Origin of the sequence: Escherichia sp. E1130, from assembly GCF_005781065.1 — a bacterium.
In the GTDB taxonomy this organism is placed as follows: Bacteria; Pseudomonadota; Gammaproteobacteria; order Enterobacterales; family Enterobacteriaceae; genus Escherichia.
On record NZ_VATL01000008.1, the window covers coordinates 74951 to 99061 of the forward strand.

A 24111-nucleotide genomic window follows, 5' to 3' on the forward strand; every position below is an offset into this window, starting at 1 on the left:
CTCAGCTCCCCAGCAAACGCAGCATTTCAGCTTCGTCGATGACTTCAATACCCAGTTCCTGCGCCTTCGCCAGTTTAGAGCCTGCAGCTTCTCCGGCAATCACCAGATCGGTTTTCTTCGACACGCTGCCCGCCACTTTCGCGCCCAGTTCGATCAAGCGAGCTTTAGCGTCATCACGCGACATCTGACTTAAGCTACCGGTGAGCACCACGGTTTTACCGGCAAACGGGCTGTCGATCTCTTCCGCGTTAATCACCACCGGCGCAGGCCAGTGAACGCCTTCCGCCAACAGCTCGCTGATGACATTGCGGTTGCTTTCTTCGGCAAAGAAGTTGTGAACATGAGATGCCACCACGATCCCGACGTCTGGCACTTTTTGCAGCTCTTCAATCGAGGCTGATTCCAGCGCTTCCAGCGTGCCAAAATATGCCGCCAGACCGGCTGCGGTAGCCTCACCGACTTCACGGATGCCAAGGGCATAGAGGAAGCGGGCAAAGGTGGTTTCTTTCGCTTTTTCCAGCGCGTTAACCACATTTTGTGCCGATTTCGGCCCCATTCGCTCCAGCCCGGTAAGTTTGCCTGCGGTGAGTTTGAACAGGTCCGCCGGAGTGTGAACGTATTCTTTTTCAACCAGCTGATCGATAATTTTGTCACCCATGCCATCAACGTCCATCGCACGACGGGAAACAAAGTGTTTCAGCGATTCTTTACGTTGAGCACCGCAAATCAGGCCACCAGTACAGCGGGCCACCGCTTCGCCTTCCACACGTTCCACGTCAGAACCACATACCGGACAATGCGTCGGGAATACAACCTCACGGGTATCTTCCGGGCGTTCAGAAAGCACGACGTTAACCACTTGTGGGATCACGTCACCTGCGCGGCGAATCACCACTTTATCGCCAATGCGTAAACCGAGACGTTCAATTTCGTCGGCATTATGTAGTGTGGCGTTGCTCACCAGCACGCCTGCAACATGGACTGGTTCCAGACGCGCAACGGGCGTAATCGCACCTGTACGCCCAACCTGAAACTCTACATCGCGCACAAAAGTCATTTGTTCCTGCGCAGGGAATTTAAACGCAACAGCCCAGCGCGGGGCGCGGGAAACAAAGCCAAGTTGCTCCTGCTGCGCCAGCGAGTTGACCTTAATGACTACACCGTCAATATCAAAGCCCAGCGTCGGGCGGTCTTCTTCCACTTTGTGGTAAAACGCCAACACGTCTTCTGCTGATTCGCAAAGCGTTACCCGATCGCTGACTGGTAATCCCCACGCTTTAAACTGCATTAAGCGGCCCAGATGAGTGTCCGGCAACTCGCCACCTTCCAGTACGCCAACGCCATAGCAGAAGAAAGTAAGCGGTCGCTTCGCAGTAATACGCGGATCAAGCTGGCGCAGAGAACCTGCCGCCGCATTACGTGGGTTAGCAAACACTTTTCCGCCCGTGCGTCGCGCCTCTTCGTTAATCTTCTCAAAGCCCGCCTGCGGCAGGAACACTTCACCACGCACTTCCAGACGTGCTGGAATATTCTCACCATGCAGTTTCAGCGGAATGGCGCGAATGGTACGCACGTTAGACGTGATGTCTTCCCCAGTAGTGCCATCGCCACGGGTTGCCGCGCTTACCAGTACACCATTCTCATACAGAATGCTGACGGCAAGCCCATCGAGCTTTAACTCGCAGCACCAGGTCACTTTTTCGTTGCTTTTCAGACGATCCTGTACGCGTTTGTTGAAGGCGAGAAAACTCTCTTCATCAAATACGTTATCCAGCGACAGCATTGGTACTTCATGACGGATCTGGCTAAAGGCTGCCAGCGGCGCAGCACCTACACGTTGGGTAGGTGAATCAGGGGTAATCAGCTCTGGGTGTTTGGCTTCCAGCTCACGCAACTCGCGCATCAGCCTGTCGTATTCAGCGTCGGGGATTTCCGGCGCATCCATCACATGATAAAGATATTCATGGTGGCGAAGCGTCGTTCGCAGTTCTGTCAGTTGTTGTTCGATTGATTCCATATCGCACCATCAATGCTAAAAACCCCCGACAAGCGGGGGTTCGAAAAGAAGTTAATTTGCCTTAAGTGTATCAGGCGTTGGCGTCTTTGACTTCGCGGATGATGTCCTGATACTCGCGCAGTTTCTGCGGAGTCATCATACGGCGCTGATCGTCAAGCACTACGCCACCTACTTCATCGGCAATATGCTGCGCGGATTGCAGCATCAGCTTGAAGTTTTGCAGTTCATCACCGTAAGACGGCACCTGCATGAAGATAGTGACACCCGGCGTTGTGAAATCCTTCATTTCAGGATCAAAGGTTCCCGGTTTCACCATATTCGCCAGGCTGAATAACGCAGGGCCGCTGCCATCCGGGCTAAGATGGCGATGATAAATATTCATATCGCCAAAGATAAAGCCCGCCTGTTGAATGCTATTAAGAAGCAGTTCACCGTTTAGCTCGCTACCGTGATGCGCCGCGACGTTCATGATGATCACCGCTTCTTTGCGCTTCGGCTTATCCATCACAGGCGCTGGTTCAGCTACAGGTTCAGGCTGTGGTGCCGCTACAGGTTCCGCGGTCTGGAAAGTAGGCTGCGGAGCTGGAGGCACCTGCGAAACAACCGGCTGTTCAGGCTGCGGCGGGTAAGCCGGCTGCTGTACTGGCTGCGGTTGTTGCACTGGCTGCGGTTGCTGAACAGGCTGCGCTGAATGCGGAGCATGTTGCGGCGGTACCTGCGCTTCAGGCGGCTGCTGAACCGGTTGACGCGGTTGCGCAGACGCATAAGGCGGTTGGTACTGGTGTTGCGGCGACGGACGAGCAGCCTCATGCTCCTGGGCGTTAGCCGGGGCATGATTTACGCGGTGAACACGAACCTCACCAACGCCCTCATCATCTTCGACATCCTCGTCATAAGAATCGTCGTCACGTTTTGACTTCATTCGTTTTAGTGGCCGATCGCGAAACATAGAAGATCGTTCTTTACGGCTGGTCCAGAAACCATGTACCAGTAAAGCGATTATGGCGATCGCGCCAACAATGATTAATATCAGACGCAAATCCTGCATCATTATATTCTCTGTTGTTCTAACACCTTGCCACCACGGCAAACATTTACTCACTAAGAGTATTTGTCGATTACCTCAAGTGCAAGTGCACTATTAACTTTCACAGCACAAAGATAGATGAAATCGTGCTTTTTGCTGGTTTTTCGAACATATCCTAACTGTCCATTGCGCAAATACCCGGTAAAATACGCAGAACTTTCCTGGGATTGGTCAAAAGGAGCATATCCTGATTATGGCTTCAACATTCACATCTGCCTCACGCAGCGGTTTTTACTATTTTGCGCAAGGCTGGAAGCTCGTCTCGCAACCTGGGATTCGCCGTTTTGTCATCTTACCGCTGTTGATCAATATCTTGTTGATGGGAGGCGCGTTCTGGTGGCTCTTTAGCCAGCTGGATGTTTGGATCCCGTCGTTAATGAGTCACGTACCTGACTGGCTGCAATGGTTGAGCTATTTGCTGTGGCCTGTAGCGGTTATCTCCGTGCTACTGGTTTTTGGCTATTTTTTCTCCACCATCGCCAACTGGATTGCCGCACCATTTAACGGTTTGTTGGCTGAACAACTGGAAGCAAGACTGACTGGCGCTACGCCACCGGATACCGGTATTTTCGGCATCATGAAAGATGTGCCGCGGATTATGAAACGTGAATGGCAAAAGTTTGCCTGGTATCTGCCGCGCGCGATTGTATTGCTGATCCTTTACTTCATCCCTGGCATTGGGCAAACCGTTGCACCGGTGCTGTGGTTCCTGTTCAGCGCCTGGATGTTAGCCATCCAGTACTGCGACTATCCGTTCGATAACCACAAAGTGCCATTCAAAGAGATGCGCACTGCCCTGCGCACGCGCAAAATCACTAATATGCAGTTTGGTGCTTTAACCAGCTTGTTCACGATGATCCCGGTACTCAACCTGTTCATCATGCCGGTGGCCGTTTGTGGCGCTACGGCGATGTGGGTCGATTGCTACCGCGCTAAACATGCATTATGGCGGTAACAATTTACCGATTATTTTGTAAACATTATGTGTGGAACAGGGGTGGCTTATGCCGCCCCTTATTCCATCTTGCGAGCCATTATTTCCCTTCTGCATATAGATATGCTAAATCCTTACTTCCGCATATTCTCTGAGCGGGTATGCTACCTGTTGTATCCCAATTTCATACAGTTAAGGACAGGCCATGAGTAAGATTTTTGAAGATAACTCGCTGACTATCGGTCACACACCGCTGGTTCGCCTGAATCGCATCGGTAACGGACGTATTCTGGCGAAGGTGGAATCCCGAAACCCCAGCTTCAGCGTTAAGTGCCGTATCGGTGCCAATATGATTTGGGATGCCGAAAAGCGCGGCGTACTGAAGCCGGGCGTTGAGTTGGTGGAGCCAACCAGCGGCAATACCGGGATTGCACTGGCGTATGTGGCTGCCGCTCGCGGTTATAAACTCACTCTGACCATGCCGGAAACCATGAGTATTGAACGCCGCAAGCTGCTCAAAGCGTTAGGTGCAAATCTGGTGCTGACCGAAGGTGCTAAAGGCATGAAAGGTGCGATTCAAAAAGCGGAGGAAATTGTTGCCAGCAATCCAGAAAAATACTTGCTGCTGCAACAATTCAGCAATCCGGCAAACCCGGAAATTCATGAAAAAACCACCGGCCCGGAGATCTGGGAAGATACTGACGGTCAGGTCGATGTGTTTATTGCTGGTGTCGGCACTGGCGGTACGCTGACCGGCGTCAGCCGCTACATTAAAGGCACCAAAGGCAAGACTGACCTCATCTCTGTTGCCGTAGAACCAACCGACTCTCCCGTTATCGCCCAGGCGCTGGCAGGTGAAGAAATCAAACCCGGGCCGCATAAAATCCAGGGCATCGGTGCTGGCTTTATCCCAGCTAACCTTGATCTCAAACTGGTCGACAAAGTTATTGGCATCACCAATGAAGAAGCCATCTCTACTGCGCGTCGCCTGATGGAAGAAGAAGGCATTCTTGCCGGGATCTCTTCTGGCGCGGCTGTTGCTGCGGCGTTGAAACTACAAGAAGATGAAAGCTTTACCAATAAGAATATTGTGGTTATTCTTCCATCATCGGGTGAGCGTTATTTAAGCACTGCACTGTTTGCCGATCTCTTTACCGAGAAAGAATTGCAACAGTAATGCCAGCTTGTTAGAAATGCGTAAAAAAGCACCTTTTCAGGTGCTTTTTTGTGGCCTGCTTCAAACTTTCACCCCTCCTGGCATTGATTCAACTTGTCGGAACTGGTATTTAACCTGACTAATTATTTTGATGCGCGAAATTAATCGTTACAGGAAAAGCCTTAGCTGAATCGATTTTATGATTTGGTTCAAGTCTTCCTTTAGCGGCATAATGTTTAATGATGAACGAAACGTCAGCGGCCAACATCCGCCAGCAATGGACTGTATAGAGCACTTCGTGCGTCGCGTCTGTTAAAACTGGCGCTAACAATACAGGCTAAAGTCGAACCGCCAGGCTAGACTTTAGTTCCACAACACTAAACCTATAAGTTGGGGAAATACAATGTTCCAGCAAGAAGTTACCATTACCGCTCCGAACGGTCTGCACACCCGCCCTGCTGCCCAGTTTGTAAAAGAAGCTAAGGGCTTCACTTCTGAAATTACTGTGACTTCTAACGGCAAAAGCGCCAGCGCCAAAAGCCTGTTCAAACTGCAGACTCTGGGCCTGACTCAAGGCACCGTTGTGACTATCTCTGCAGAAGGCGAAGACGAGCAAAAAGCGGTTGAACATCTGGTTAAACTGATGGCGGAACTCGAGTAATTTCCCGGGTTCTTTTAAAAATCAGTCACAAGTAAGGTAGGGTTATGATTTCAGGCATTTTAGCATCCCCGGGTATCGCTTTCGGTAAAGCTCTGCTTTTGAAAGAAGACGAAATCGTCATTGACCGGAAAAAAATTTCTGCCGACCAGGTTGATCAGGAAGTTGAACGTTTTCTGAGCGGTCGTGCCAAGGCATCTGCCCAGCTGGAAACGATCAAAACGAAAGCTGGTGAAACGTTCGGTGAAGAAAAAGAAGCCATCTTCGAAGGGCATATTATGTTGCTCGAAGATGAGGAGCTGGAGCAGGAAATCATAGCCCTGATTAAAGATAAGCACATGACCGCTGATGCAGCTGCTCATGAAGTTATCGAAGGTCAGGCTTCTGCCCTGGAAGAACTGGATGACGAATACCTGAAAGAGCGTGCGGCCGACGTACGTGATATCGGTAAGCGCCTGCTGCGCAACATCCTTGGGCTGAAGATCATCGACCTGAGCGCCATTCAGGATGAAGTAATCCTGGTTGCCGCTGACCTGACGCCGTCTGAAACCGCACAGCTAAACCTGAAGAAGGTGCTGGGTTTCATCACCGACGCGGGTGGCCGGACTTCCCACACCTCTATCATGGCGCGTTCTCTGGAACTGCCAGCCATCGTGGGTACCGGTAGCGTCACCTCTCAGGTGAAAAACGACGACTATCTGATTCTGGATGCCGTAAACAATCAAGTTTACGTCAATCCAACCAATGAAGTTATTGATAAACTGCGCGCCGTTCAGGAGCAAGTTGCTTCTGAAAAAGCAGAGCTTGCTAAACTGAAAGATCTGCCAGCAATTACGCTGGACGGTCACCAGGTCGAAGTGTGCGCTAACATCGGTACTGTTCGTGACGTTGAAGGTGCAGAGCGTAACGGCGCTGAAGGCGTTGGTCTGTATCGTACCGAATTCCTGTTCATGGACCGCGACGCGCTGCCAACCGAAGAAGAACAGTTTGCTGCTTACAAAGCGGTGGCTGAAGCGTGTGGCTCACAGGCAGTTATTGTTCGTACCATGGACATTGGCGGCGATAAAGAGCTGCCGTACATGAACTTCCCGAAAGAAGAGAACCCGTTCCTCGGCTGGCGTGCTATCCGTATCGCGATGGATCGTAAAGAGATCCTGCGCGATCAGCTTCGCGCTATCCTGCGTGCCTCTGCTTTCGGTAAATTGCGCATCATGTTCCCGATGATCATCTCTGTTGAAGAAGTGCGTGCACTGCGCAAAGAGATCGAAATCTACAAACAGGAACTGCGCGACGAAGGTAAAGCGTTTGACGAGTCAATTGAAATTGGCGTAATGGTGGAAACACCGGCTGCCGCGACAATTGCGCGTCATTTAGCCAAAGAAGTTGATTTCTTTAGTATCGGCACCAATGATTTAACGCAGTACACTCTGGCAGTTGACCGTGGTAATGATATGATTTCACACCTTTACCAGCCAATGTCACCGTCCGTGCTGAACTTGATCAAGCAAGTTATTGATGCTTCTCATGCTGAAGGCAAATGGACAGGTATGTGTGGTGAGCTTGCTGGCGATGAACGTGCTACACTTCTGTTGCTGGGGATGGGTCTGGACGAATTCTCTATGAGCGCCATTTCTATCCCGCGCATTAAGAAGATTATCCGTAACACGAACTTCGAAGATGCGAAGGTGTTAGCAGAGCAGGCTCTTGCTCAACCGACAACGGACGAGTTAATGACGCTGGTTAACAAGTTCATTGAAGAAAAAACAATCTGCTAATCCACGAGATGCGGCCCAATTTACTGCTTAGGAGAAGATCATGGGTTTGTTCGATAAACTGAAATCTCTGGTTTCCGACGACAAGAAGGATACTGGAACTATTGAGATCATTGCTCCGCTCTCTGGCGAGATCGTCAATATCGAAGACGTGCCGGATGTCGTTTTTGCGGAAAAAATCGTTGGTGATGGTATTGCTATCAAACCAACTGGTAACAAAATGGTCGCTCCGGTTGACGGCACCATTGGTAAAATCTTTGAAACCAACCACGCGTTCTCCATCGAATCTGATAGCGGCGTTGAGTTGTTCGTTCACTTCGGTATCGACACTGTTGAACTGAAAGGCGAAGGCTTCAAGCGTATTGCTGAAGAAGGTCAGCGCGTGAAAGTTGGCGATACTGTGATTGAATTCGATCTCCCGCTGCTGGAAGAGAAAGCCAAGTCTACCCTGACTCCGGTTGTTATCTCCAACATGGACGAAATCAAAGAACTGATCAAACTGTCCGGTAGCGTGACTGTGGGCGAAACCCCGGTTATTCGCATCAAGAAGTAATTCTTGCCGCAGTGAAAAATGGCGCCAATCGGCGCCATTTTTTATGCTTCCGCCAACGGCGGCAAAATCAATTCATCGCTCTCATGTTGCTGGGTGTAGCGCATCACCTCCAGTACGCGTAAGCCTGCGCTATGTACCGCGTCAGTTAATTCCTTACCTTTCAACAAGCCACTGATGAGCTGGGCGCAAAACAGATCGCCTGTTCCTTTAAGGTCCGTCTTTACCCGAGAATGGGAAATGACATTCACGCTGTCGGCACTGACCACTACCACCTGCATCTCCTGATTTTCTTCGTTACCAGAGGCGCTGGTAATAACCACCCATTTTAATGTGTCTGAAAGCAAACTTTTTGCTGCGGCAATGGCGCTGTCGAGATCGCGGCAGTTTTTACCGGTCAGGATTTCCAGCTCAAAGATATTTGGCGTAATTCCCTGCGCCAGTGGCAACAAATATTGCCGATACGCCTCCGGAAGATCAGGTTTGACGTAGATACCGCTATCAATATCGCCAATGACCGGATCGACCATAATCAATAAGTCAGGATGGTTTTCTCGTAATACAGTCAGCCACTCGGCAAGTATTTTGATTTGCGACGCGGTTCCCATATAACCGGTGGTGACAGCGCGCAGCTGGCGCAGCGCATCACGCTCCTGTAGTGCGCGTAAATATCCGCTAAACCATTCGTCCGGAATCGCACCACCGTAGAACGTATCATAATGTGGCGTATTGCTGAGCAACACGGTCGGCACGGCAAAGACATTCAGGCCGTTCTGTTTAATAGCAGGCACGGCAATGCTGTTGCCTACGCTGCCATACACCACCTGCGACTGCACAGCGACAATATCCGCCTGCAACGCTCTGCTCTTATCGTTAAACAACAACAAACTACTCATTTAATTTTTCTCCTTGCCGATGATCCTCATCGCATCCCAACCGAAACTTTACCTGATTTTGGCAGTCAAATCGGCTATCACAAAACAAGGATATGGTAATTCAGTGAAGAAAATCATTTGTCTGGTCATTACGCTGCTAATGACACTCCCCGCTTACGCGAAGTTAACTGCCCACGAAGAAGCCCGCATCAACGCCATGATGGAGGGATTAGCACAGAAAAAGGATTTGATATTTGTGCGCAACGGTGATGAACATACCTGCGATGAAGCAGTTTCCCACCTGCGCCTGAAGCTGGGCAACACCCGAAACCGCATTGACACTGCCGAACAATTTATTGATAAGGTTGCCTCGTCATCATCGATTACCGGGAAGCCTTACATCGTGAAGATGCCCGGTAAGAGCGATGAAAATGCGCAACCTTTTTTACATGCACTGATTGCGCAGACGGATAAAACAGTGCCTGCGCAATAATCTTAGATCCCCGCCCCCTGGCTAAAGTGCTCTTCCCCGAATACCCCGGTGGAAAGGTAGCGATCGCCGCGATCGCAGATGATCGCCACCACCACCGCGCCAGGGTTAGCTTTTGCCACGCGTATCGCGCCAGCAACCGCACCGCCAGAGCTTACGCCGCAGAAAATCCCTTCCCGCACCGCCAGTTCGCGCATGGTGTTTTCCGCATCGCGCTGATGAATATCCAGCACCTCATCCACCAGCGAAGCGTTAAAGATGCCAGGCAGATATTCCGCAGGCCAGCGGCGAATGCCGGGAATACTGCTGCCCTCTTCCGGCTGCAGGCCGACAATGGTCACCGGTTTGGATTGCTCACGCATAAAGCGTGACACGCCGGTAATGGTGCCGGTCGTCCCCATGCTGGAGACAAAATGGGTAATGCGACCGCCAGTTTGCTGCCAGATTTCCGGCCCGGTGGTGGTGTAATGCGCATAAGGGTTATCGGGATTATTGAACTGATCGAGCAGCTTGCCTTCACCACGATTTGCCATTTCAAGCGCCAGATCGCGCGCTCCTTCCATGCCCTGTTCTTTGGTAACCAGAATCAGTTCCGCGCCGTAAGCCAACATCGCCGCACGGCGTTCCTGACTCATGTTGTCCGGCATCAGCAATTTCATGCGATAGCCTTTTAGCGCGGCAATCATCGCCAGCGCAATGCCAGTATTGCCACTGGTGGCTTCAATCAGGACATCACCCGGTTTGATTTCTCCGCGCTTTTCCGCCTCGACAATCATCGATAGCGCGGCACGATCTTTTACCGAACCTGCCGGGTTATTGCCTTCCAGTTTTAACCACACTTCACTGCCGTTATTCGGCCCCATTCGCTGCAACTTCACCAGAGGCGTATTGCCTATTGTTTGTTCTAATGTACTCACGATCTCTATCCATACGTGGTGTTGCCTGATGCGACGCTTGCGCGTCTTATCAGGCCTACAGGTTACAAACCTTGCCATTAAAAAGCCCGGATCGCGGGAAGCGCCTCCGGGCGTTTAACATTCACTCAACCTATCAGGCGCTTTGTGCGAGAGCAAGTTCCTCATCTCGGGTTTCGATACGCTCGTCGCCGTTATACAGCCGCGCATGTTGCAGACCAACGAATAAACGCTCGCCACGCTGCGGGGCATCGTCGCCATGCATCACGACCGTCAGCGGTTCGTTGTACCACCCCAGCGGCTGCACCACTAATTGGGTGTAGTGACCTTTCGGGCTGGCTTCCAGCACCTGGACCGGCAGTGGCGATTCAAGGCTGGTGCGGCGGCTGATATCCACTTCCCACGGGCGCAGGAAGAGATCCACTGGCCCCTGATACGCAGGCGTGTAGCCCAGCGGCCAGCGATGTGCGCCAACGTGGAACTGCCCACCGCGAATGGTGCCACGCAGGCGGTTCACTTCGCCCATAAATTCGAGCACAAAACGGGTCGCCGGTTCGCGCCAGACCTGATCCGGTTCATCGGCCTGTTCGATATTGCCCTGGCTCATCACCACCACGCGGTTGGCGACTTCCATCGCTTCTTCCTGGTCGTGGGTAACGAACACGCTGGTGAATTTCAGTTCTTCATGCAGTTGACGCAGCCAGCGACGCAGCTCTTTACGCACCTGCGCATCCAGCGCGCCAAACGGTTCATCGAGCAGCAGAATTTGCGGTTCCACAGCCAGCGCACGCGCCAGTGCCACACGCTGTTTCTGCCCGCCGGAAAGCTGCGCCGGATAACGATCCGCCAGATGGGCAAGCTGCACCATTTCCAGCAATTTTGTCACTTTCGCTTTGATCGCCGCCGCATTCGGGCGCTCGCGACGCGGCAGCACCGTCAGGCCAAAAGCGATATTGTCGAATACCGTCATATGGCGAAACAACGCGTAATGCTGGAAGACGAAACCGACTTTACGGTCGCGCGCGTGCAGGCGGCTGACGTCGGTGCCGTGGAAGCGAATATGCCCGCTGGTTTGATGCTCCAGCCCGGCAATAATGCGCAGCAGCGTGGTTTTTCCGGAACCGGACGGCCCCAGCAACGCGACCATCTGACCAGAAGGAATATCCAGTGAGATATCGTTCAGCACCTGGGTGCGACCAAAAGACTTCTTAATATTGGCAATCTCAATGCTCATGATGTTCCTCCTGCTGCGCGCGTTTTTCCTGATTTTCCAGGCGCCACTGCAACATACTCTTTAAAAACAGGGTGATAATCGCCATCAGCGTCAACAACGCGGCGGCGGTAAAGGAGCCGACGGTGTTGTAGTCCTGCTCCAGCAATTCAATCTGTAACGGCAGCGACAGGGTTTCGCCGCGAATCGAGCCGGAAACCACAGATACCGCGCCAAACTCGCCAATCGCGCGGGCGTTGGTCAGCACCACGCCATAAAGCAGCGCCCAGCGAATATTCGGCAATGTGACGCGGCGGAACATCTGCCAGCCAGACGCGCCAAGCAAAATCGCCGCTTCGTCTTCCTGGCTGCCCTGGCTTAACATCACCGGCACCAGCTCGCGCACCACAAACGGACACGTCACGAAGATGGTGACCAGCACCATTCCCGGCCAGGAGAACATAATTTGCAGATTATGTTCATCCAGCCAGCCGCCCAGCGGGCCGTTAGAGCCGTAGAACAGCAGATACACCAGGCCTGCGACCACCGGAGAGACGGCAAACGGGATATCCAGCAGCGTCAGCAGCAACTGACGCCCAGGAAAATCAAAACGTGTCACCAGCCAGGCCAGCAGGATGCCGAACACCAGGTTCACCGGCACGGCAATCAGCGCAATCATTACCGTCAGCCAGATGGCGTGCAGCATGTCTGGATCGGCCAGATTCTGTAAAACCGGCATCAACCCTTTGCTGAATGCCTGTACGAAGATGTAAATCATCGGCACCAGCAGGATGAACGCCGAAACCAGCATCCCGGTGCCAATCAGAAACCATTTGCCCCAGTTAATCGGGCGCGCGTCATAACGCTTCAATTGGGTAACTTCCGCCATTAATGACCTACCACACGCCGACCAAAGCGACTTTGCAGAGTGTTAATTGAGAACAACAGCAGGAGGGATGCCGCGAGGATCACCGAGGCAATCGCGCTCGCCGCCGGGTAATCAAACTCCTGTAAGCGAACGAAAATCATCAGCGACGTCACTTCCGTCTTCCAGGCGATGTTCCCGGCGATAAAAATTACCGCGCCAAACTCACCGAGGCTACGGGTAAACGACAGCGCCACGCCCGCCACCAGCGCCGGAGAAAGCTCCGGCAGCACCACTTTACAGAAACTCTGCCAGCGCGTTGCGCCGAGCGTTTCTGCCGCTTCTTCATATTCCGGGCCTAACTCTTCCAGCACCGGCTGCACGGTACGCACCACAAACGGAATGCTGGTAAAGGCCATCGCTACCGCAATCCCCAGCCAGGTGTAGGTGACTTTGATATCAAACTTCGCCAGCCATTCACCGTAAAAACCGTTCACAGAAAAGAGCGAGGCCAGCGTCAAACCGGCCACCGCCGTTGGCAGCGCAAAGGGTAAATCCATCAGTGCATCAAGCAGCGTGCGGCCAGGGAAGCGATAACGGGTTAAAATCCACGCCATCAGCAGGCCGAAAACGCCGTTAAAAATCGAAGCCACAAACGCCGACAGCAGCGTCACTTTGTAGGCCGCGACCACCTGCGGGTTGGTGATCACTTCCCAGTACTGCGCCCAGCTCATCTCAGAAAGCTGCATCACCAGCGCGGAGAGCGGCAGCAGCAAAATCAGGCACACAAACAGCAGACTGGTGCCAAGGCTTAAGGTAAAGCCCGGCAGCACGCGTCTTGATGAAACTGCAAACATCAGTTACGCCCCGCCGCTAACAGCTTGTCTAACTCGCCGCCGCTGGTGAAGTGAGTTTTCATCACTTCCGGCCAGGAGCCAAATTTGTCTTCCACGCGGAACAGCTCGGTCTGCGGGAATTTATCTTTCAGTTTGTCCATGACTTCCGGATTATTTACGCGGTAGTAATAGTCGGTGATGATGGTCTGCGCCTGCGGGCTATAGAGCCAGTTCAGGTAGGCTTTGGCAGCTTTTTCTGTGCCGTTGGCCTGCACGTTTTTATCGACCCATGCCACCGGAAATTCCGCCAGAATGTTGGTTTTCGGAATAACGACTTCAAAGCCCTGCGCTTCGTACTGTTTGCGGATATTGTTCACTTCCGATTCAAAGCTAATCAGTACGTCGCCCAGGCCGCGCTCGGCAAAAGTGGTGGTCGCACCACGACCGCCGGTATCGAACACTTCAACGTTTTTCAGGAACTGGGTCATAAACTGTTCGGTTTTGGCTTTATCGCCACCGTCGGCTTTATCCGCCGCACCCCATGCCGCAAGATAGGTGTAACGCGCGTTACCGGAGGTTTTCGGATTCGGGAAAATCAGCTTCACGTCGGAGCGCACCAGATCGTTCCAGTCGTGGATATTCTTCGGGTTACCCTTGCGCACCAGGAAGCCCATGGTGGAGTAAAACGGCGAACTGTTATTCGGCAGGCGCGACTGCCAGTCCGCCGGGATCAGCTTGCCTTTGTCATGCAGGATTTGTACGTCGGTCACCTGGTTATAAGTGACAACGTCTGCTTTTAAGCCCTGCAAAATCGCCAGCGCCTGTTTTGATGACCCGGCATGAGATTGTTTTATCGTCAGTTTGTCGCCGCCGTTATCTTTTGCCCATTGTTGCTCAAACGGCGGATTCAGGGCAGCAAACAGCTCGCGGGAGACGTCATAAGAACTATTGAGCAATTCCGTTGCCTGTACATGGCCTGCCAGCAGCAGAGAAGCGACCAGCGCGAGTGAGTTCTTTTTCAGTAAGTTAACGGCCATTGCGCACCCTTATATATTTAATGACTTTCTAATAGCCATCATATTTATAACGGGCATGAAAGGAGTAACGGTTTTATATACCGTTTGGTGATTTGGAAGTTGAAAAGGGAATAAGAACCGGGTTCAAAACGAAATCCTCCCCACGAATGCAGGGAGGAAACAGAAGGAAATCAGATACCGACGCTTACCGTCTCCGGCAGTGTGCTGCCGCCATCAATCACATTCTGTGTACCGGTTAAATAGCTGGATTCATCCGATGCGAGGAAGGCTGCCAGTTCGCCGACTTCCAGCGGATCGGCGAGGCGACGCATCGGGATTGCTTTTGCCATTTCAGTCAACACCGATTCTGGATCTTCCGGGTTCGACTGACGGGCAATACTTTCCGCCATTGGCGTGCGCACGTAGCCCGGACAAATCGCATTTACGCGAATACCAGACTGCGCGTACTCCACCGCCAGCGATTTAGTCAGGCCAACAATCGCCGCTTTCGTTAAGGCATACGCCGTTTCGCCAGGATCGGCCACCATATCGCCAGTGACCGAAGACATCATCACAATGCGGCCATCTTTGCGGGCAATCATCTCCGGCAGCACCGCCTTTGTGACGTTCCATACGCCTTTAATATTGATATCAATATGGAAATCGCGATCGTCATCGCTCATATCGAGGAAACTGCCCAGGCGACAAACGCCTGCGTTATTCACCAGGATATCAATGCGCCCTTCTTTTTCCTTCGCGCGCTTGATAGCAGCAGCTACCGACGCCGGGTCTCGCACATCGGCGACAACCGCCGTACAGCGATGACCACGACCACACAGTTCGTCCGCCAGCTTTTCGATCTCAGGGGAGATATCCAGCAAGATTAGATTCGCGCCATGACGTGCAAAAGTTCTGGCAATTCCTTCGCCAATTCCCTGCAATGCGCCTGTAATCAGTGCTGTCTTGCCCGTGAGTTTACCCATTTTAATGCTCTCCTTGTTAATACAGAGCGTTACACTCCATTCCCTCTGAAAATACAGGATAAACAAAATATTGCTGCGTATCAGCTCACTAATTCAGGAAAATCTCAATCCAGTCGCTGCTTTATGCATCATTTCAGGCGTTGTGTTAGCTCACTGCTGCGCTCAATCATTTTCAATGACTCCACATCATTGAGTTGCACCAGGCCAACAAACAGTAAATCGGTAACAGAATTTTGCGCCGTGCGGGTAGACATCGACGAGCTACGCCATTCGGTTTCGCCGGAAACGGTATCGAGCGTGAAATGCGCCAGCCGCCGCAGCGGAGAGTCAGTCAGAGAAGTAATGGCAATCACCGTTGCCCCCTGCTTTCGTGCCGCTTCTGCGCACAAGACAATCTCTTTTTTACTGCCGCTGTAAGAGATAGCGATTTGTACATCGCCTTTTTTTAACGCCTGGGAAACGGTGGCTTGTACGTGCGTGTCGGCTTCGCAGGCCACGCGATAGCCAATTTTCATCAGTTTGAACGACAGATCGCGCCCCACCAGCGCCGATCCGCCCAGGCCCGTTATCTGAATAAATGGCGCTTTACTGATGACATCAATGATTTTTTGCAGCCGCGCGTAATCGAGCAACGCGCAGGTTTGCTCCAGCGCTAGCTCTTTTTCGCGATTCAGTTTGCGCGCGATCACTTCCAGCGAATCATCACTGGTAATCGAACTGTGCAGGTGCAGTGCCGTGGCATTCGTTTTCTCCCGGCTGGCACTGTATTCGCCAATTAACGCCATACGCAATTCAGTAAACCCTTGCGCGCCGAGTTTCTGAGCGAACTTCACAATACTCGACTGGCTAATACCGAGCTGTTTCGCCATATTTCGTGAAGAAACAGATTTCAGTTCGCTCACCCTGGCCTGCAGAAAGTCGGCTATCTTTTGCTCATTTTCAGTAAAGTCACTTTCTGCATTGCGTAATTTTGTCAGGTACAACATCTTCCACTCCCTCACCACATCCTGCGCGCAGCATAGCACACGGATTTTGCCCTTTGACGCTCTTCACACTCTGTGATTTCAGACTCAATGATTCCTTTAAAACTAGCAAATTGAGATATATGATTCCATCAATATGCAATTATTTGATTGTGAATACTAAGGTCACCACTGATGCAACTTGAAAAGATGATTACAGAAGGCTCGAATGCCGCCTCGGCTGAAATTGACCGCGTTTCGACGCTGGAAATGTGCCGGATTATCAACGATGAAGATAAAACCGTACCACTCGCCGTTGAGCGCGTACTGCCAGATATCGCAGCGGCGATCGATGTTATTCACGCCCAGGTGAGCGGCGGCGGCCGTCTGATTTACATCGGTGCGGGGACTTCTGGTCGTCTGGGTATTCTTGATGCCAGCGAGTGCCCTCCCACCTACGGCGTGAAACCGGGCCTGGTGGTTGGTTTGATTGCTGGGGGCGAATATGCCATTCAGCACGCGGTGGAAGGCGCGGAAGATAGCCGGGAAGGCGGCGTTAACGATCTGAAAAGTATTAATTTAACGGCACAGGATGTGGTGGTTGGTATTGCCGCCAGCGGTCGTACGCCGTATGTGATTGCCGGACTGGAATACGCCCGCCAGCTCGGTTGCCGCACAGTGGGAATTTCCTGTAATCCGGGGAGCGCCGTTTCAACTACCGCAGAGTTTGCTATTACGCCGATTGTTGGGGCCGAAGTGGTCACGGGTTCTTCGCGAATGAAAGCTGGCACGGCGCAGAAACTGGTGCTCAATATGCTCTCCACCGGTCTGATGATTAAGTCAGGCAAAGTGTTCGGTAACCTGATGGTCGATGTGGTCGCCACCAATGAAAAACTGCATGTACGCCAGGTCAATATCGTCAAAAACGCCACCGGATGTAGCGCTGAGCAAGCGGAAGCGGCATTGGTTGCCTGCGACCGCCACTGTAAAACGGCTATTGTGATGGTGCTGAAAAATCTCGATGCCGCAGAAGCTAAAAAACGCCTGGATCAACATGGCGGCTTTATTCGCAAAGCTCTGGAAAAGGAATAACCCATGGCTAAAGAGATCAGCAGTGAACTTCTGAACACCATTCTTACCCGGGTCGGTGGCCCGGGAAACATCGCCAGCTGTGGTAACTGTATGACGCGTCTGCGTCTGGGTGTACATGACAGTTCACTGGTTGATCCCGATATCAAAACCCTGGAAGGTGTAAAGGGCGTCATTTTGACCAGCGATCAGGTGCAAGTGGTCTTTGGGCCGGGCAAAGCGCATCGTGCCGCAAAAGCCATGAGCGAGTTGCTGGGCGAAGCACCCGTGCAGGATGCCGCGGAGATCGCCGCCCAGAATAAACGCCAGTTAAAAGCCAGACAAACTTCCGGCGTGCAACAATTTCTCGCCAAATTCGCCACCATCTTTACACCGCTGATCCCCGGTTTTATTGCTGCGGGTCTGTTGCTGGGGATAGCGACGCTAATCGCCACGGTGATGCACGTTCCGGCAGATGCTCAGGGAACGCTGCCCGACGCGCTGAATTTTATGAAGGTGTTCAGCAAAGGCTTGTTCACCTTCCTGGTAATTCTGGTGGGCTATAACGCGGCCCAGGCGTTCGGCGGCACGGGCGTCAATGGCGCAATTATTGCCGCGCTCTTTTTGCTCGGTTATAACCCTGCTGCCACCACTGGTTACTACGCCGGATTTCACGATTTCTTCGGTCTGCCCATCGATCCGCGCGGCAATATTATCGGCGTGTTGATTGCCGCCTGGGCCTGCGCCCGCATTGAAGGCATGGTGCGCCGCTTTATGCCGGACGATCTCGACATGCTGCTGACCTCGTTAATCACTCTGTTGATCACCGCTACGCTTGCGTACTTGATCATTATGCCGCTGGGCGGCTGGTTATTCGAAGGTATGTCGTGGCTGTTTATGCACCTGAATAGTAATCCGCTCGGTTGTGCGGTTTTAGCCGGGCTGTTCCTGATCGCCGTGGTGTTTGGCGTGCATCAGGGCTTCATTCCTGTTTATCTGGCTTTAATGGACAGTCAGGGGTTCAACAGCTTATTTCCCATCCTTTCGATGGCGGGCGCGGGCCAGGTGGGCGCGGCGTTGGCGCTCTACTGGCGGGCGCAACCGCATAGCGCATTACGCAGTCAGGTACGCGGGGCGATTATTCCCGGCCTGCTGGGCGTTGGTGAACCGTTGATTTACGGCGTCACCCTGCCCCGCATGAAGCCGTTTGTTACCGCCTGTTTAGGCGGCGCGGCGGGCGGTTTGTTTATCGGGCTGATAGCCTGGTGGGGTCTGCCAATGGGCTTAAACAGCGCCTTCGGACCGTCTGGCCTGGTGGCACTACCGCTGATGGCTTCCGCTCAAGGTATCCTTCCGGCAATGGCGGTATATGCAGGTGGGATTCTGGTGGCATGGGTTAGTGGGTTTATTTTCACCACGTTCTTTGGCTGCCGTAACGTCAATCTGGACTGATTATGAAACGGACAATGCTCTATCTTTCTCTGCTGGCTGTCAGCTGTAGCGTCAGCGCCGCAAAATACCCTGTTCTGACAGAAAGTTCGCCAGAGAAAGCAGGGTTTAATGTCGAACGGCTTAACCAGATGGATCGCTGGATTAACCAGCAAGTTGATGCCGGTTATCCCGGCGTAAACCTACTGATTATTAAAGATAATCAGATTGTGTATCGCAAAGCCTGGGGGATGGCGAAAAAGTACGATGGCAGCGTGTTGATGGCGCAGCCTGTAAAAGCCACCACCGAGACGCTGTATGACCTGGCCTCAAATACCAAAATGTACGCCACTAACTTCGCTCTGCAAAAGCTGATGAGCGAAGGCAAACTGCATCCTGACGATCTGATTGCGAAATATATTCCAGGGTTTGCCGACAGTCCAAATGACACCATCAAAGGCAAAAACACGTTGCGGATTTCTGATCTGCTGCATCACAGCGGCGGTTTCCCAGCGGACCCACAATATCCGAATAAAGCGGTCGCTGGCGCGTTATATTCGCAGGATAAAGGCCAGACGCTGGAGATGATCAAGCGCACGCCGCTGGAATATCAGCCCGGCAGCAAACATATCTACAGCGATGTCGATTATATGCTGCTTGGATTTATCGTCGAGTCGGTTACCGGTCAGCCGCTTGACCGCTATGTTGAAGAGTCGATTTATCGCCCGCTCGGCCTGACACATACGGTATTTAACCCGCTGCTGAAAGGCTTTAAACCGCAGCAAATTGCCGCGACGGAACTGAACGGCAATACCCGCGATGGCGTGATCCACTTTCCGAATATCCGCACCTCCACTATCTGGGGTCAGGTGCACGATGAAAAAGCGTTCTATTCGATGGGCGGCGTTTCCGGACACGCAGGTTTGTTTTCCAATACCGGCGATATTGCGGTGTTAATGCAAACGATGCTGAACGGCGGTGGCTATGGTGATGTGAAGCTGTTCAGTGCGGAAACGGTGAAGATGTTCACCACCAGCTCAAAGGAGGACGCCACTTTTGGCCTTGGCTGGCGCGTGAATGGTAATGCCACCATGACGCCGACGTTTGGCACGCTGGCAAGCCCGCAAACCTACGGTCACACTGGCTGGACAGGGACGGTAACCGTTATCGATCCGGTCAATCATATGGCGATTGTGATGTTAAGCAACAAGCCCCATTCGCCAGTTGCCGATCCACAAAAAAATCCCAATATGTTCGAAAGCGGTCAGTTACCGATTGCAACTTATGGTTGGGTAGTTGATCAGGTGTACGCGGCGTTAAAGCAGAAGTAATAAAAAGGCCAGTCAGTTTTGTTACTGGCTGGCCTGAGACTGCTGACAAACGCAATACTGCCTGATGCGCTACGCTTATCAGGCCTACGCGGCCCCTGCAATGTATTGAATTCGCACGATTTGTAGGCCGGATAAGACGTTTACGTCGCATCCGGCGTGTACAACGCGCACTTTATCAACAATCTGAAGCCAGTCAGTAATGCTATTGGCTGACCTTTAATCATCGAATCAGAAACGCTTACAGCGCCATCAGCTTGTCCAGCGACGGCGCGAAGTAATAGCCGCCGGTTACCGGTTTGGTAAAACGCAACATCGCATCACGTTTGCCATCGGTATCGCCAAACATGCTCAGCAGTTGCTGCTCAATGTTATGCAGACGCGCGCAGTAGGCGCAGAAGTACAGACCGTGAGTGCCACTGGCGGTGCCGTACGGCAGGCTCTGACGAACAATCTTCAGTCCTTTGCCATCTTCTTTCAGATCAACACGGGTCAGGTGAGAAGTTTCCGGACGTTCGTCGCCATCAATCTCTTCGTTGGCTTCTTTGGTACGGCCGATCATCATCTCCTGATCGTGAACGCTCATACGGTTGAGTTGCTTCAGGTTGTGCTCCCAACGCTGCACAAACACATAGCTGCCGCCCGCATCCACGCCGTCTTTGATAACCGCAACTTCGCGACGCGTCTCTTCACCCGCCGGGTTTTCTGTGCCGTCAACAAAGCCGCTCAGGTCACGCTCTTCCACCCAACGAAAGCCGTGGATCTCTTCTTTCACTTCAATGCAGTCACCAAAGGCTTCCATCGCCGCCTGGGCGACAGAGAAGTTTACGTCATGACGCAGAGAAAGAATGTGGATTAACACATCGAACTGAGTGGTCGGCGCAAGACCTTTGCCGTAGCCCGGAAAATCTTTCAGCTCTTCGGCACCAACGCCGCCGCTCAGAGCACGCCAGGTGTTGTTACCAAAGGCAACGACTGCACCAAGATGTGCGTCCGGGAATTTCGCTTCAAAAGTTGCCAGTTTGTCGGCAAATGTTTTACTGGCCGCACGCAGGGCATCAACTTCCCCTTTTACGTTGGCTTCGATCCAAATCGCCGCGCGGCAATGTTCTGGCAAAATGCCACTCTGAACCTGAGACATTGTTCCTCCTGAAAATAATAATGCCACGCAATCCGTGGCATTGTTGGGCGCTATTTTACGTGTTTTTTGTGATTAGCGGTTTGCTCAGACGCAAATTAACGTCGCCAGATAATTTTACTGACTTTCCAGTTTTTCAAGGTATCGTCCGAAGGCATTAACCCTTCAGGACCACTCCATTCACCGCTGAACTGGTAGCTAATATGTTGACTGCCTTCAGCTTTACATTCGACAGCACGATCATCACCATCTGCTTTTTGGCAATTGCCAAATGCTTTGCTGTAAAGGTCGCTAAACGGTGTACCGATTTTAACACCGGAGTCCGCAGGAATATCGCTATCTGAAACGTCAATGCGGCTGATTGTACCTTGCTCACCATTGATGACCATCGCCACGCTGTCGCCTTTCATCACTTCAAAAAAGCGCACTACATTACCGTTAGCGGTTTTCATTCCGCTGCGCAGGCGATAATCACCATCAAGCGCATCGGCAATAGCTTGTTCTTGTAATGGTGTGGACGCCGTTAATTCACCCACGCCCTGCTCGCTCACTTTGGTAGATGAACCAAACCAGTTCCACGGATTAGCGGCAGACCAGTTAACTGACGACATAGTGGAACAGCCGGTCAGCATCAACGGCATAGCGCATAACATTAAACGCAGCGATTTCATCTCACTTCCTTTGGTTATTCAATAACGTTGCTTGGAGTGCAAATTTGCAAAAAAGTGCCGTTAGAGGTAGATGACAAACACAAAATTGCCTGATGCGCTACGCTTATCAGGCCTGCTTTTTCCTGCAATATCTTGAATTTTCGATGTTTTGTAGGCCGGATAAGGCGTTCACGCCGCATCCGGCATAAACAAAGCGCACCTCTGCGTTATTCTTTTTCTTCATTAAAACAAGCGCGTAAACGTCGATTGGTCAGCAGCCAGATTAACGCCACAATATCCGCCACTACCAGCGCCAGACCGATTCCGCTAACCGATTCACCGTTCAGCCACAGCCACGGTTGCCAGCAAAGTAAAACCACTTGCGCCAACAGCAACAGAAAATAGAGCCCATGCCAGATACGGGGAAACGTCGCCCGCCGACCACTCAGCAAAAACGCCAGCACTGCTGGAATGCCGGGAATTAACCCCAGCCAGAAATTATCATGATCGGGATAAAACAGATTCAACAGCGCAGTACCCTGCTCACGCGACGCACCGGCAATCACAAACAGCACCCAGGTTCGCGCCTGAAGCAGTAGCACAAGCCAGAAAAGGAAGGGTAAACGCAGGCGTCCGTGCGCATCATAATGGACAGGATGAAACTCAGTACTCTTCATCTTCAATCAAACGCTTACCCAGACTCAGCACATCAGCGTGTTCGTATCCCAGGCGTTCGTACATTCCGAGCACCATGTCATTGTCTTCCGGCACGTTGATCTGAATTTTCGGGCAACCGCGGGCAATGAGCTTTTTCTCCAGCCGATTAAGCAACGCGTTAGCAATGCCGCGCCCGCGAAACTCCGGATGCACGCCAAGATAATAAGCAGACCCACGATGCCCGTCATAACCGCCCATCACCGTTCCCACCACTTCACCATTCACTTCCGCGACCAGGAACAAACTGACGTCATGGTTCATCTTGCGTTCGATGTCCATTTCCGGATCGTTCCACGGACGCAGCAAGTCGCAACGCTCCCAAAGGGTGATGACCTCTTCGAAATCTTCCTGGCGAAATACGCGTATCTCCATGGTATGAGTTACCTTTTTGGGGGTTAAAAGGGTGATTATGGCGTGAACGACCGAATTAGCCAATATCTGACGAAAATCGGTTGAAAAAGTGGCATAATGACGCGTTGTCATTTATTGAAATGAAAAGTAAAACAATTCTCACCAGCAAACCGTCGTAACGGATTACGCGATACGATATAACATCTGGAACTTCATTATTACAACTCAGGCCGTATGAGCACTTTTAAACCACTAAAAACACTCACTTCGCGCCGCCAGGTGCTGAAAGCCGGATTGGCTGCCCTGACGTTGTCAGGAATGTCACAAGCCATCGCCAAAGAAGAACCTTTAAAAACCAGCAACGGACACACTAAGCCGAAAGCCAAAAAAGCTGGGGGCAAGCGGATAGTCGTTCTCGATCCGGGTCACGGCGGGATTGATACCGGGGCGATTGGCCGCAACGGGTCAAAAGAAAAACACGTGGTGCTGGCGATTGCCAAAAACGTCCGTTCAATTTTGCGCAATCATGGCATTGATGCGCGGCTGACGCGTTCTGGCGATACCTTTATTCCACTGTACGATCGCGTTGAAATCGCCCATAAACATGGCGCTGACCTGTTTATGTCAATTCACGCCGACGGCTTTACCAACCCGAAAGCCGCTGGTGCATCGGTCTTTGCCCTCTCTAACCGTGGCGCAAGTAGCGCGATGGCAAAATATTTGTCGGAACGCGAAAACCGTGCTGATGAAGTTGCCGGGAAAAAGGCGACCGACAGGGATCACCTATTGCAACAAGTGCTGTTTGATCTGGTGCAAACAGATACCATTAAAAATAGTCTGACGCTCGGCTCGCATATTCTGAAGAAGATTAAGCCGGTGCATAAACTGCACAGCCGCAACACCGAACAAGCGGCATTTGTGGTGTTGAAATCACCGTCGGTTCCTTCGGTGCTGGTGGAAACTTCGTTTATCACCAACCCGGAAGAAGAACGGCTATTAGGCACGGCGGCGTTTCGTCAGAAAATCGCCACAGCGATTGCTGAAGGCGTGATCAGTTATTTCCACTGGTTTGATAACCAGAAAGCACACTCGAAAAAGCGGTAAGT

General features: G+C 52.0%; 24 protein-coding genes. 10 read left to right on the top strand and 14 right to left on the bottom strand.

What is annotated here, in order from left to right; translation table 11 throughout:
* Position 1 precedes the first annotated feature (1 nt).
* Positions 2 to 2017 carry an NAD-dependent DNA ligase LigA gene (gene ligA / locus FEK66_RS08470; RefSeq protein WP_135494807.1) on the bottom strand — a complete coding sequence of 672 codons (2016 nt, stop codon included), beginning with the start codon at positions 2015 to 2017 and terminating at the stop codon, positions 2 to 4.
* A 70-nt stretch (positions 2018 to 2087) separates the two neighbouring features.
* The gene (gene zipA, locus FEK66_RS08475) at positions 2088 to 3068 is read right to left on the bottom strand and encodes a cell division protein ZipA (RefSeq protein WP_130260672.1); all 981 of its coding nucleotides are present in this window, start codon (positions 3066 to 3068) and stop codon (positions 2088 to 2090) included.
* Between the two features lie 229 nt (positions 3069 to 3297).
* Here zipA and cysZ point away from each other — a divergent pair, with 229 nt between their 5' ends.
* The 5 genes from cysZ (at position 3298) to crr (ending at position 8177) form a co-directional block, all read left to right on the top strand.
* Positions 3298 to 4059, top strand: coding sequence for a sulfate transporter CysZ (gene cysZ, locus FEK66_RS08480; protein ID WP_135494809.1), 762 nt, complete (start codon positions 3298 to 3300; stop codon positions 4057 to 4059).
* Positions 4060 to 4243: 184 nt separating this feature from the next.
* Positions 4244 to 5215 (top strand): cysteine synthase A, encoded by a 972-nt coding sequence (gene cysK / locus FEK66_RS08485; RefSeq protein ID WP_000034402.1) that lies wholly within the window; start codon positions 4244 to 4246, stop codon positions 5213 to 5215.
* A gap of 382 nt (positions 5216 to 5597) precedes the next feature.
* Entirely contained in the window at positions 5598 to 5855 is a 258-nt protein-coding gene (ptsH, locus tag FEK66_RS08490) for a phosphocarrier protein Hpr (protein WP_000487600.1), read from the top strand.
* 44 nt (positions 5856 to 5899) lie between these two features.
* Positions 5900 to 7627 (top strand): phosphoenolpyruvate-protein phosphotransferase PtsI, encoded by a 1728-nt coding sequence (gene ptsI / locus FEK66_RS08495; RefSeq protein WP_000623129.1) that lies wholly within the window; start codon positions 5900 to 5902, stop codon positions 7625 to 7627.
* A gap of 40 nt (positions 7628 to 7667) precedes the next feature.
* Complete coding sequence (gene crr, locus FEK66_RS08500; RefSeq protein ID WP_000522247.1) at positions 7668 to 8177, top strand: PTS glucose transporter subunit IIA; 510 nt, start codon at positions 7668 to 7670, stop codon at positions 8175 to 8177.
* Between the two features lie 41 nt (positions 8178 to 8218).
* Here the strand turns inward: crr and pdxK are convergent, their stop codons facing one another.
* Complete coding sequence (gene pdxK / locus FEK66_RS08505; RefSeq protein ID WP_130257428.1) at positions 8219 to 9070, bottom strand: pyridoxine/pyridoxal/pyridoxamine kinase; 852 nt, start codon at positions 9068 to 9070, stop codon at positions 8219 to 8221.
* A 103-nt stretch (positions 9071 to 9173) separates the two neighbouring features.
* Here pdxK and FEK66_RS08510 point away from each other — a divergent pair, with 103 nt between their 5' ends.
* Positions 9174 to 9542 (top strand): YfeK family protein, encoded by a 369-nt coding sequence (locus FEK66_RS08510; protein ID WP_135494811.1) that lies wholly within the window; start codon positions 9174 to 9176, stop codon positions 9540 to 9542.
* 2 nt (positions 9543 to 9544) lie between these two features.
* Here the strand turns inward: FEK66_RS08510 and cysM are convergent, their stop codons facing one another.
* The 7 genes from cysM to murR all read right to left on the bottom strand — a co-directional run bounded on the left by cysM (position 9545) and on the right by murR (position 16349).
* Entirely contained in the window at positions 9545 to 10456 is a 912-nt protein-coding gene (gene cysM / locus FEK66_RS08515) for a cysteine synthase B (protein ID WP_135407487.1), read from the bottom strand.
* Positions 10457 to 10589: 133 nt separating this feature from the next.
* Positions 10590 to 11687, bottom strand: coding sequence for a sulfate/thiosulfate ABC transporter ATP-binding protein CysA (gene cysA / locus FEK66_RS08520; RefSeq protein ID WP_135494813.1), 1098 nt, complete (start codon positions 11685 to 11687; stop codon positions 10590 to 10592).
* Positions 11677 to 12552, bottom strand: a complete 876-nt coding sequence (gene cysW, locus FEK66_RS08525; RefSeq protein WP_000852695.1) for a sulfate/thiosulfate ABC transporter permease CysW — start codon at positions 12550 to 12552, stop codon at positions 11677 to 11679. The genes cysA and cysW overlap by 11 nt, the downstream gene beginning before the upstream one ends.
* Positions 12552 to 13385 carry a sulfate/thiosulfate ABC transporter permease CysT gene (cysT, locus tag FEK66_RS08530; RefSeq protein ID WP_000458420.1) on the bottom strand — a complete coding sequence of 278 codons (834 nt, stop codon included), beginning with the start codon at positions 13383 to 13385 and terminating at the stop codon, positions 12552 to 12554. The genes cysW and cysT overlap by 1 nt, the downstream gene beginning before the upstream one ends.
* The gene (cysP, locus tag FEK66_RS08535) at positions 13385 to 14401 is read right to left on the bottom strand and encodes a thiosulfate/sulfate ABC transporter substrate-binding protein CysP (protein WP_000290223.1); all 1017 of its coding nucleotides are present in this window, start codon (positions 14399 to 14401) and stop codon (positions 13385 to 13387) included. Before cysP ends, cysT begins: the two co-directional genes overlap by 1 nt.
* 170 nt (positions 14402 to 14571) lie before the next feature.
* A complete protein-coding gene (ucpA, locus tag FEK66_RS08540) occupies positions 14572 to 15363 on the bottom strand; it encodes an SDR family oxidoreductase UcpA (RefSeq protein WP_000517431.1) in 792 nt (263 codons plus the stop codon).
* A gap of 128 nt (positions 15364 to 15491) precedes the next feature.
* Entirely contained in the window at positions 15492 to 16349 is an 858-nt protein-coding gene (murR, locus tag FEK66_RS08545) for an HTH-type transcriptional regulator MurR (protein WP_131162080.1), read from the bottom strand.
* A gap of 171 nt (positions 16350 to 16520) precedes the next feature.
* On the opposite strand from murR, the gene murQ reads away from it, so the two are divergent.
* Genes murQ through pbp4b form a run of 3 tightly spaced genes read left to right on the top strand, consistent with a single transcriptional unit; the run spans position 16521 to position 20152 of the window.
* Positions 16521 to 17417: an N-acetylmuramic acid 6-phosphate etherase gene (gene murQ, locus FEK66_RS08550; protein WP_130207386.1), complete on the top strand. Its 897-nt coding sequence runs from the start codon at positions 16521 to 16523 to the stop codon at positions 17415 to 17417.
* Positions 17418 to 17420: 3 nt separating this feature from the next.
* Positions 17421 to 18845 (top strand): PTS N-acetylmuramic acid transporter subunit IIBC, encoded by a 1425-nt coding sequence (murP, locus tag FEK66_RS08555; RefSeq protein ID WP_135494817.1) that lies wholly within the window; start codon positions 17421 to 17423, stop codon positions 18843 to 18845.
* A gap of 2 nt (positions 18846 to 18847) precedes the next feature.
* Entirely contained in the window at positions 18848 to 20152 is a 1305-nt protein-coding gene (gene pbp4b, locus FEK66_RS08560; RefSeq protein ID WP_135407494.1) for a penicillin binding protein PBP4B, read from the top strand.
* A gap of 238 nt (positions 20153 to 20390) precedes the next feature.
* On the opposite strand, the gene yfeX is transcribed toward pbp4b, so the two are convergent.
* The 4 genes from yfeX to FEK66_RS08580 form a co-directional block, all read right to left on the bottom strand.
* Positions 20391 to 21290: a porphyrinogen peroxidase gene (gene yfeX / locus FEK66_RS08565; protein ID WP_000084590.1), complete on the bottom strand. Its 900-nt coding sequence runs from the start codon at positions 21288 to 21290 to the stop codon at positions 20391 to 20393.
* Between the two features lie 95 nt (positions 21291 to 21385).
* Positions 21386 to 21958, bottom strand: a complete 573-nt coding sequence (locus tag FEK66_RS08570; protein ID WP_135494819.1) for an RpoE-regulated lipoprotein — start codon at positions 21956 to 21958, stop codon at positions 21386 to 21388.
* A 206-nt stretch (positions 21959 to 22164) separates the two neighbouring features.
* The gene (locus FEK66_RS08575) at positions 22165 to 22614 is read right to left on the bottom strand and encodes a DUF2919 domain-containing protein (RefSeq protein WP_130207394.1); all 450 of its coding nucleotides are present in this window, start codon (positions 22612 to 22614) and stop codon (positions 22165 to 22167) included.
* Entirely contained in the window at positions 22601 to 23026 is a 426-nt protein-coding gene (locus FEK66_RS08580) for a GNAT family acetyltransferase (protein WP_000406000.1), read from the bottom strand. Before FEK66_RS08580 ends, FEK66_RS08575 begins: the two co-directional genes overlap by 14 nt.
* 213 nt (positions 23027 to 23239) lie before the next feature.
* On the opposite strand from FEK66_RS08580, the gene amiA reads away from it, so the two are divergent.
* Positions 23240 to 24109, top strand: a complete 870-nt coding sequence (amiA, locus tag FEK66_RS08585) for an N-acetylmuramoyl-L-alanine amidase AmiA (protein ID WP_130207396.1) — start codon at positions 23240 to 23242, stop codon at positions 24107 to 24109.
* The last annotated feature ends 2 nt before the right edge of the window (positions 24110 to 24111 follow it).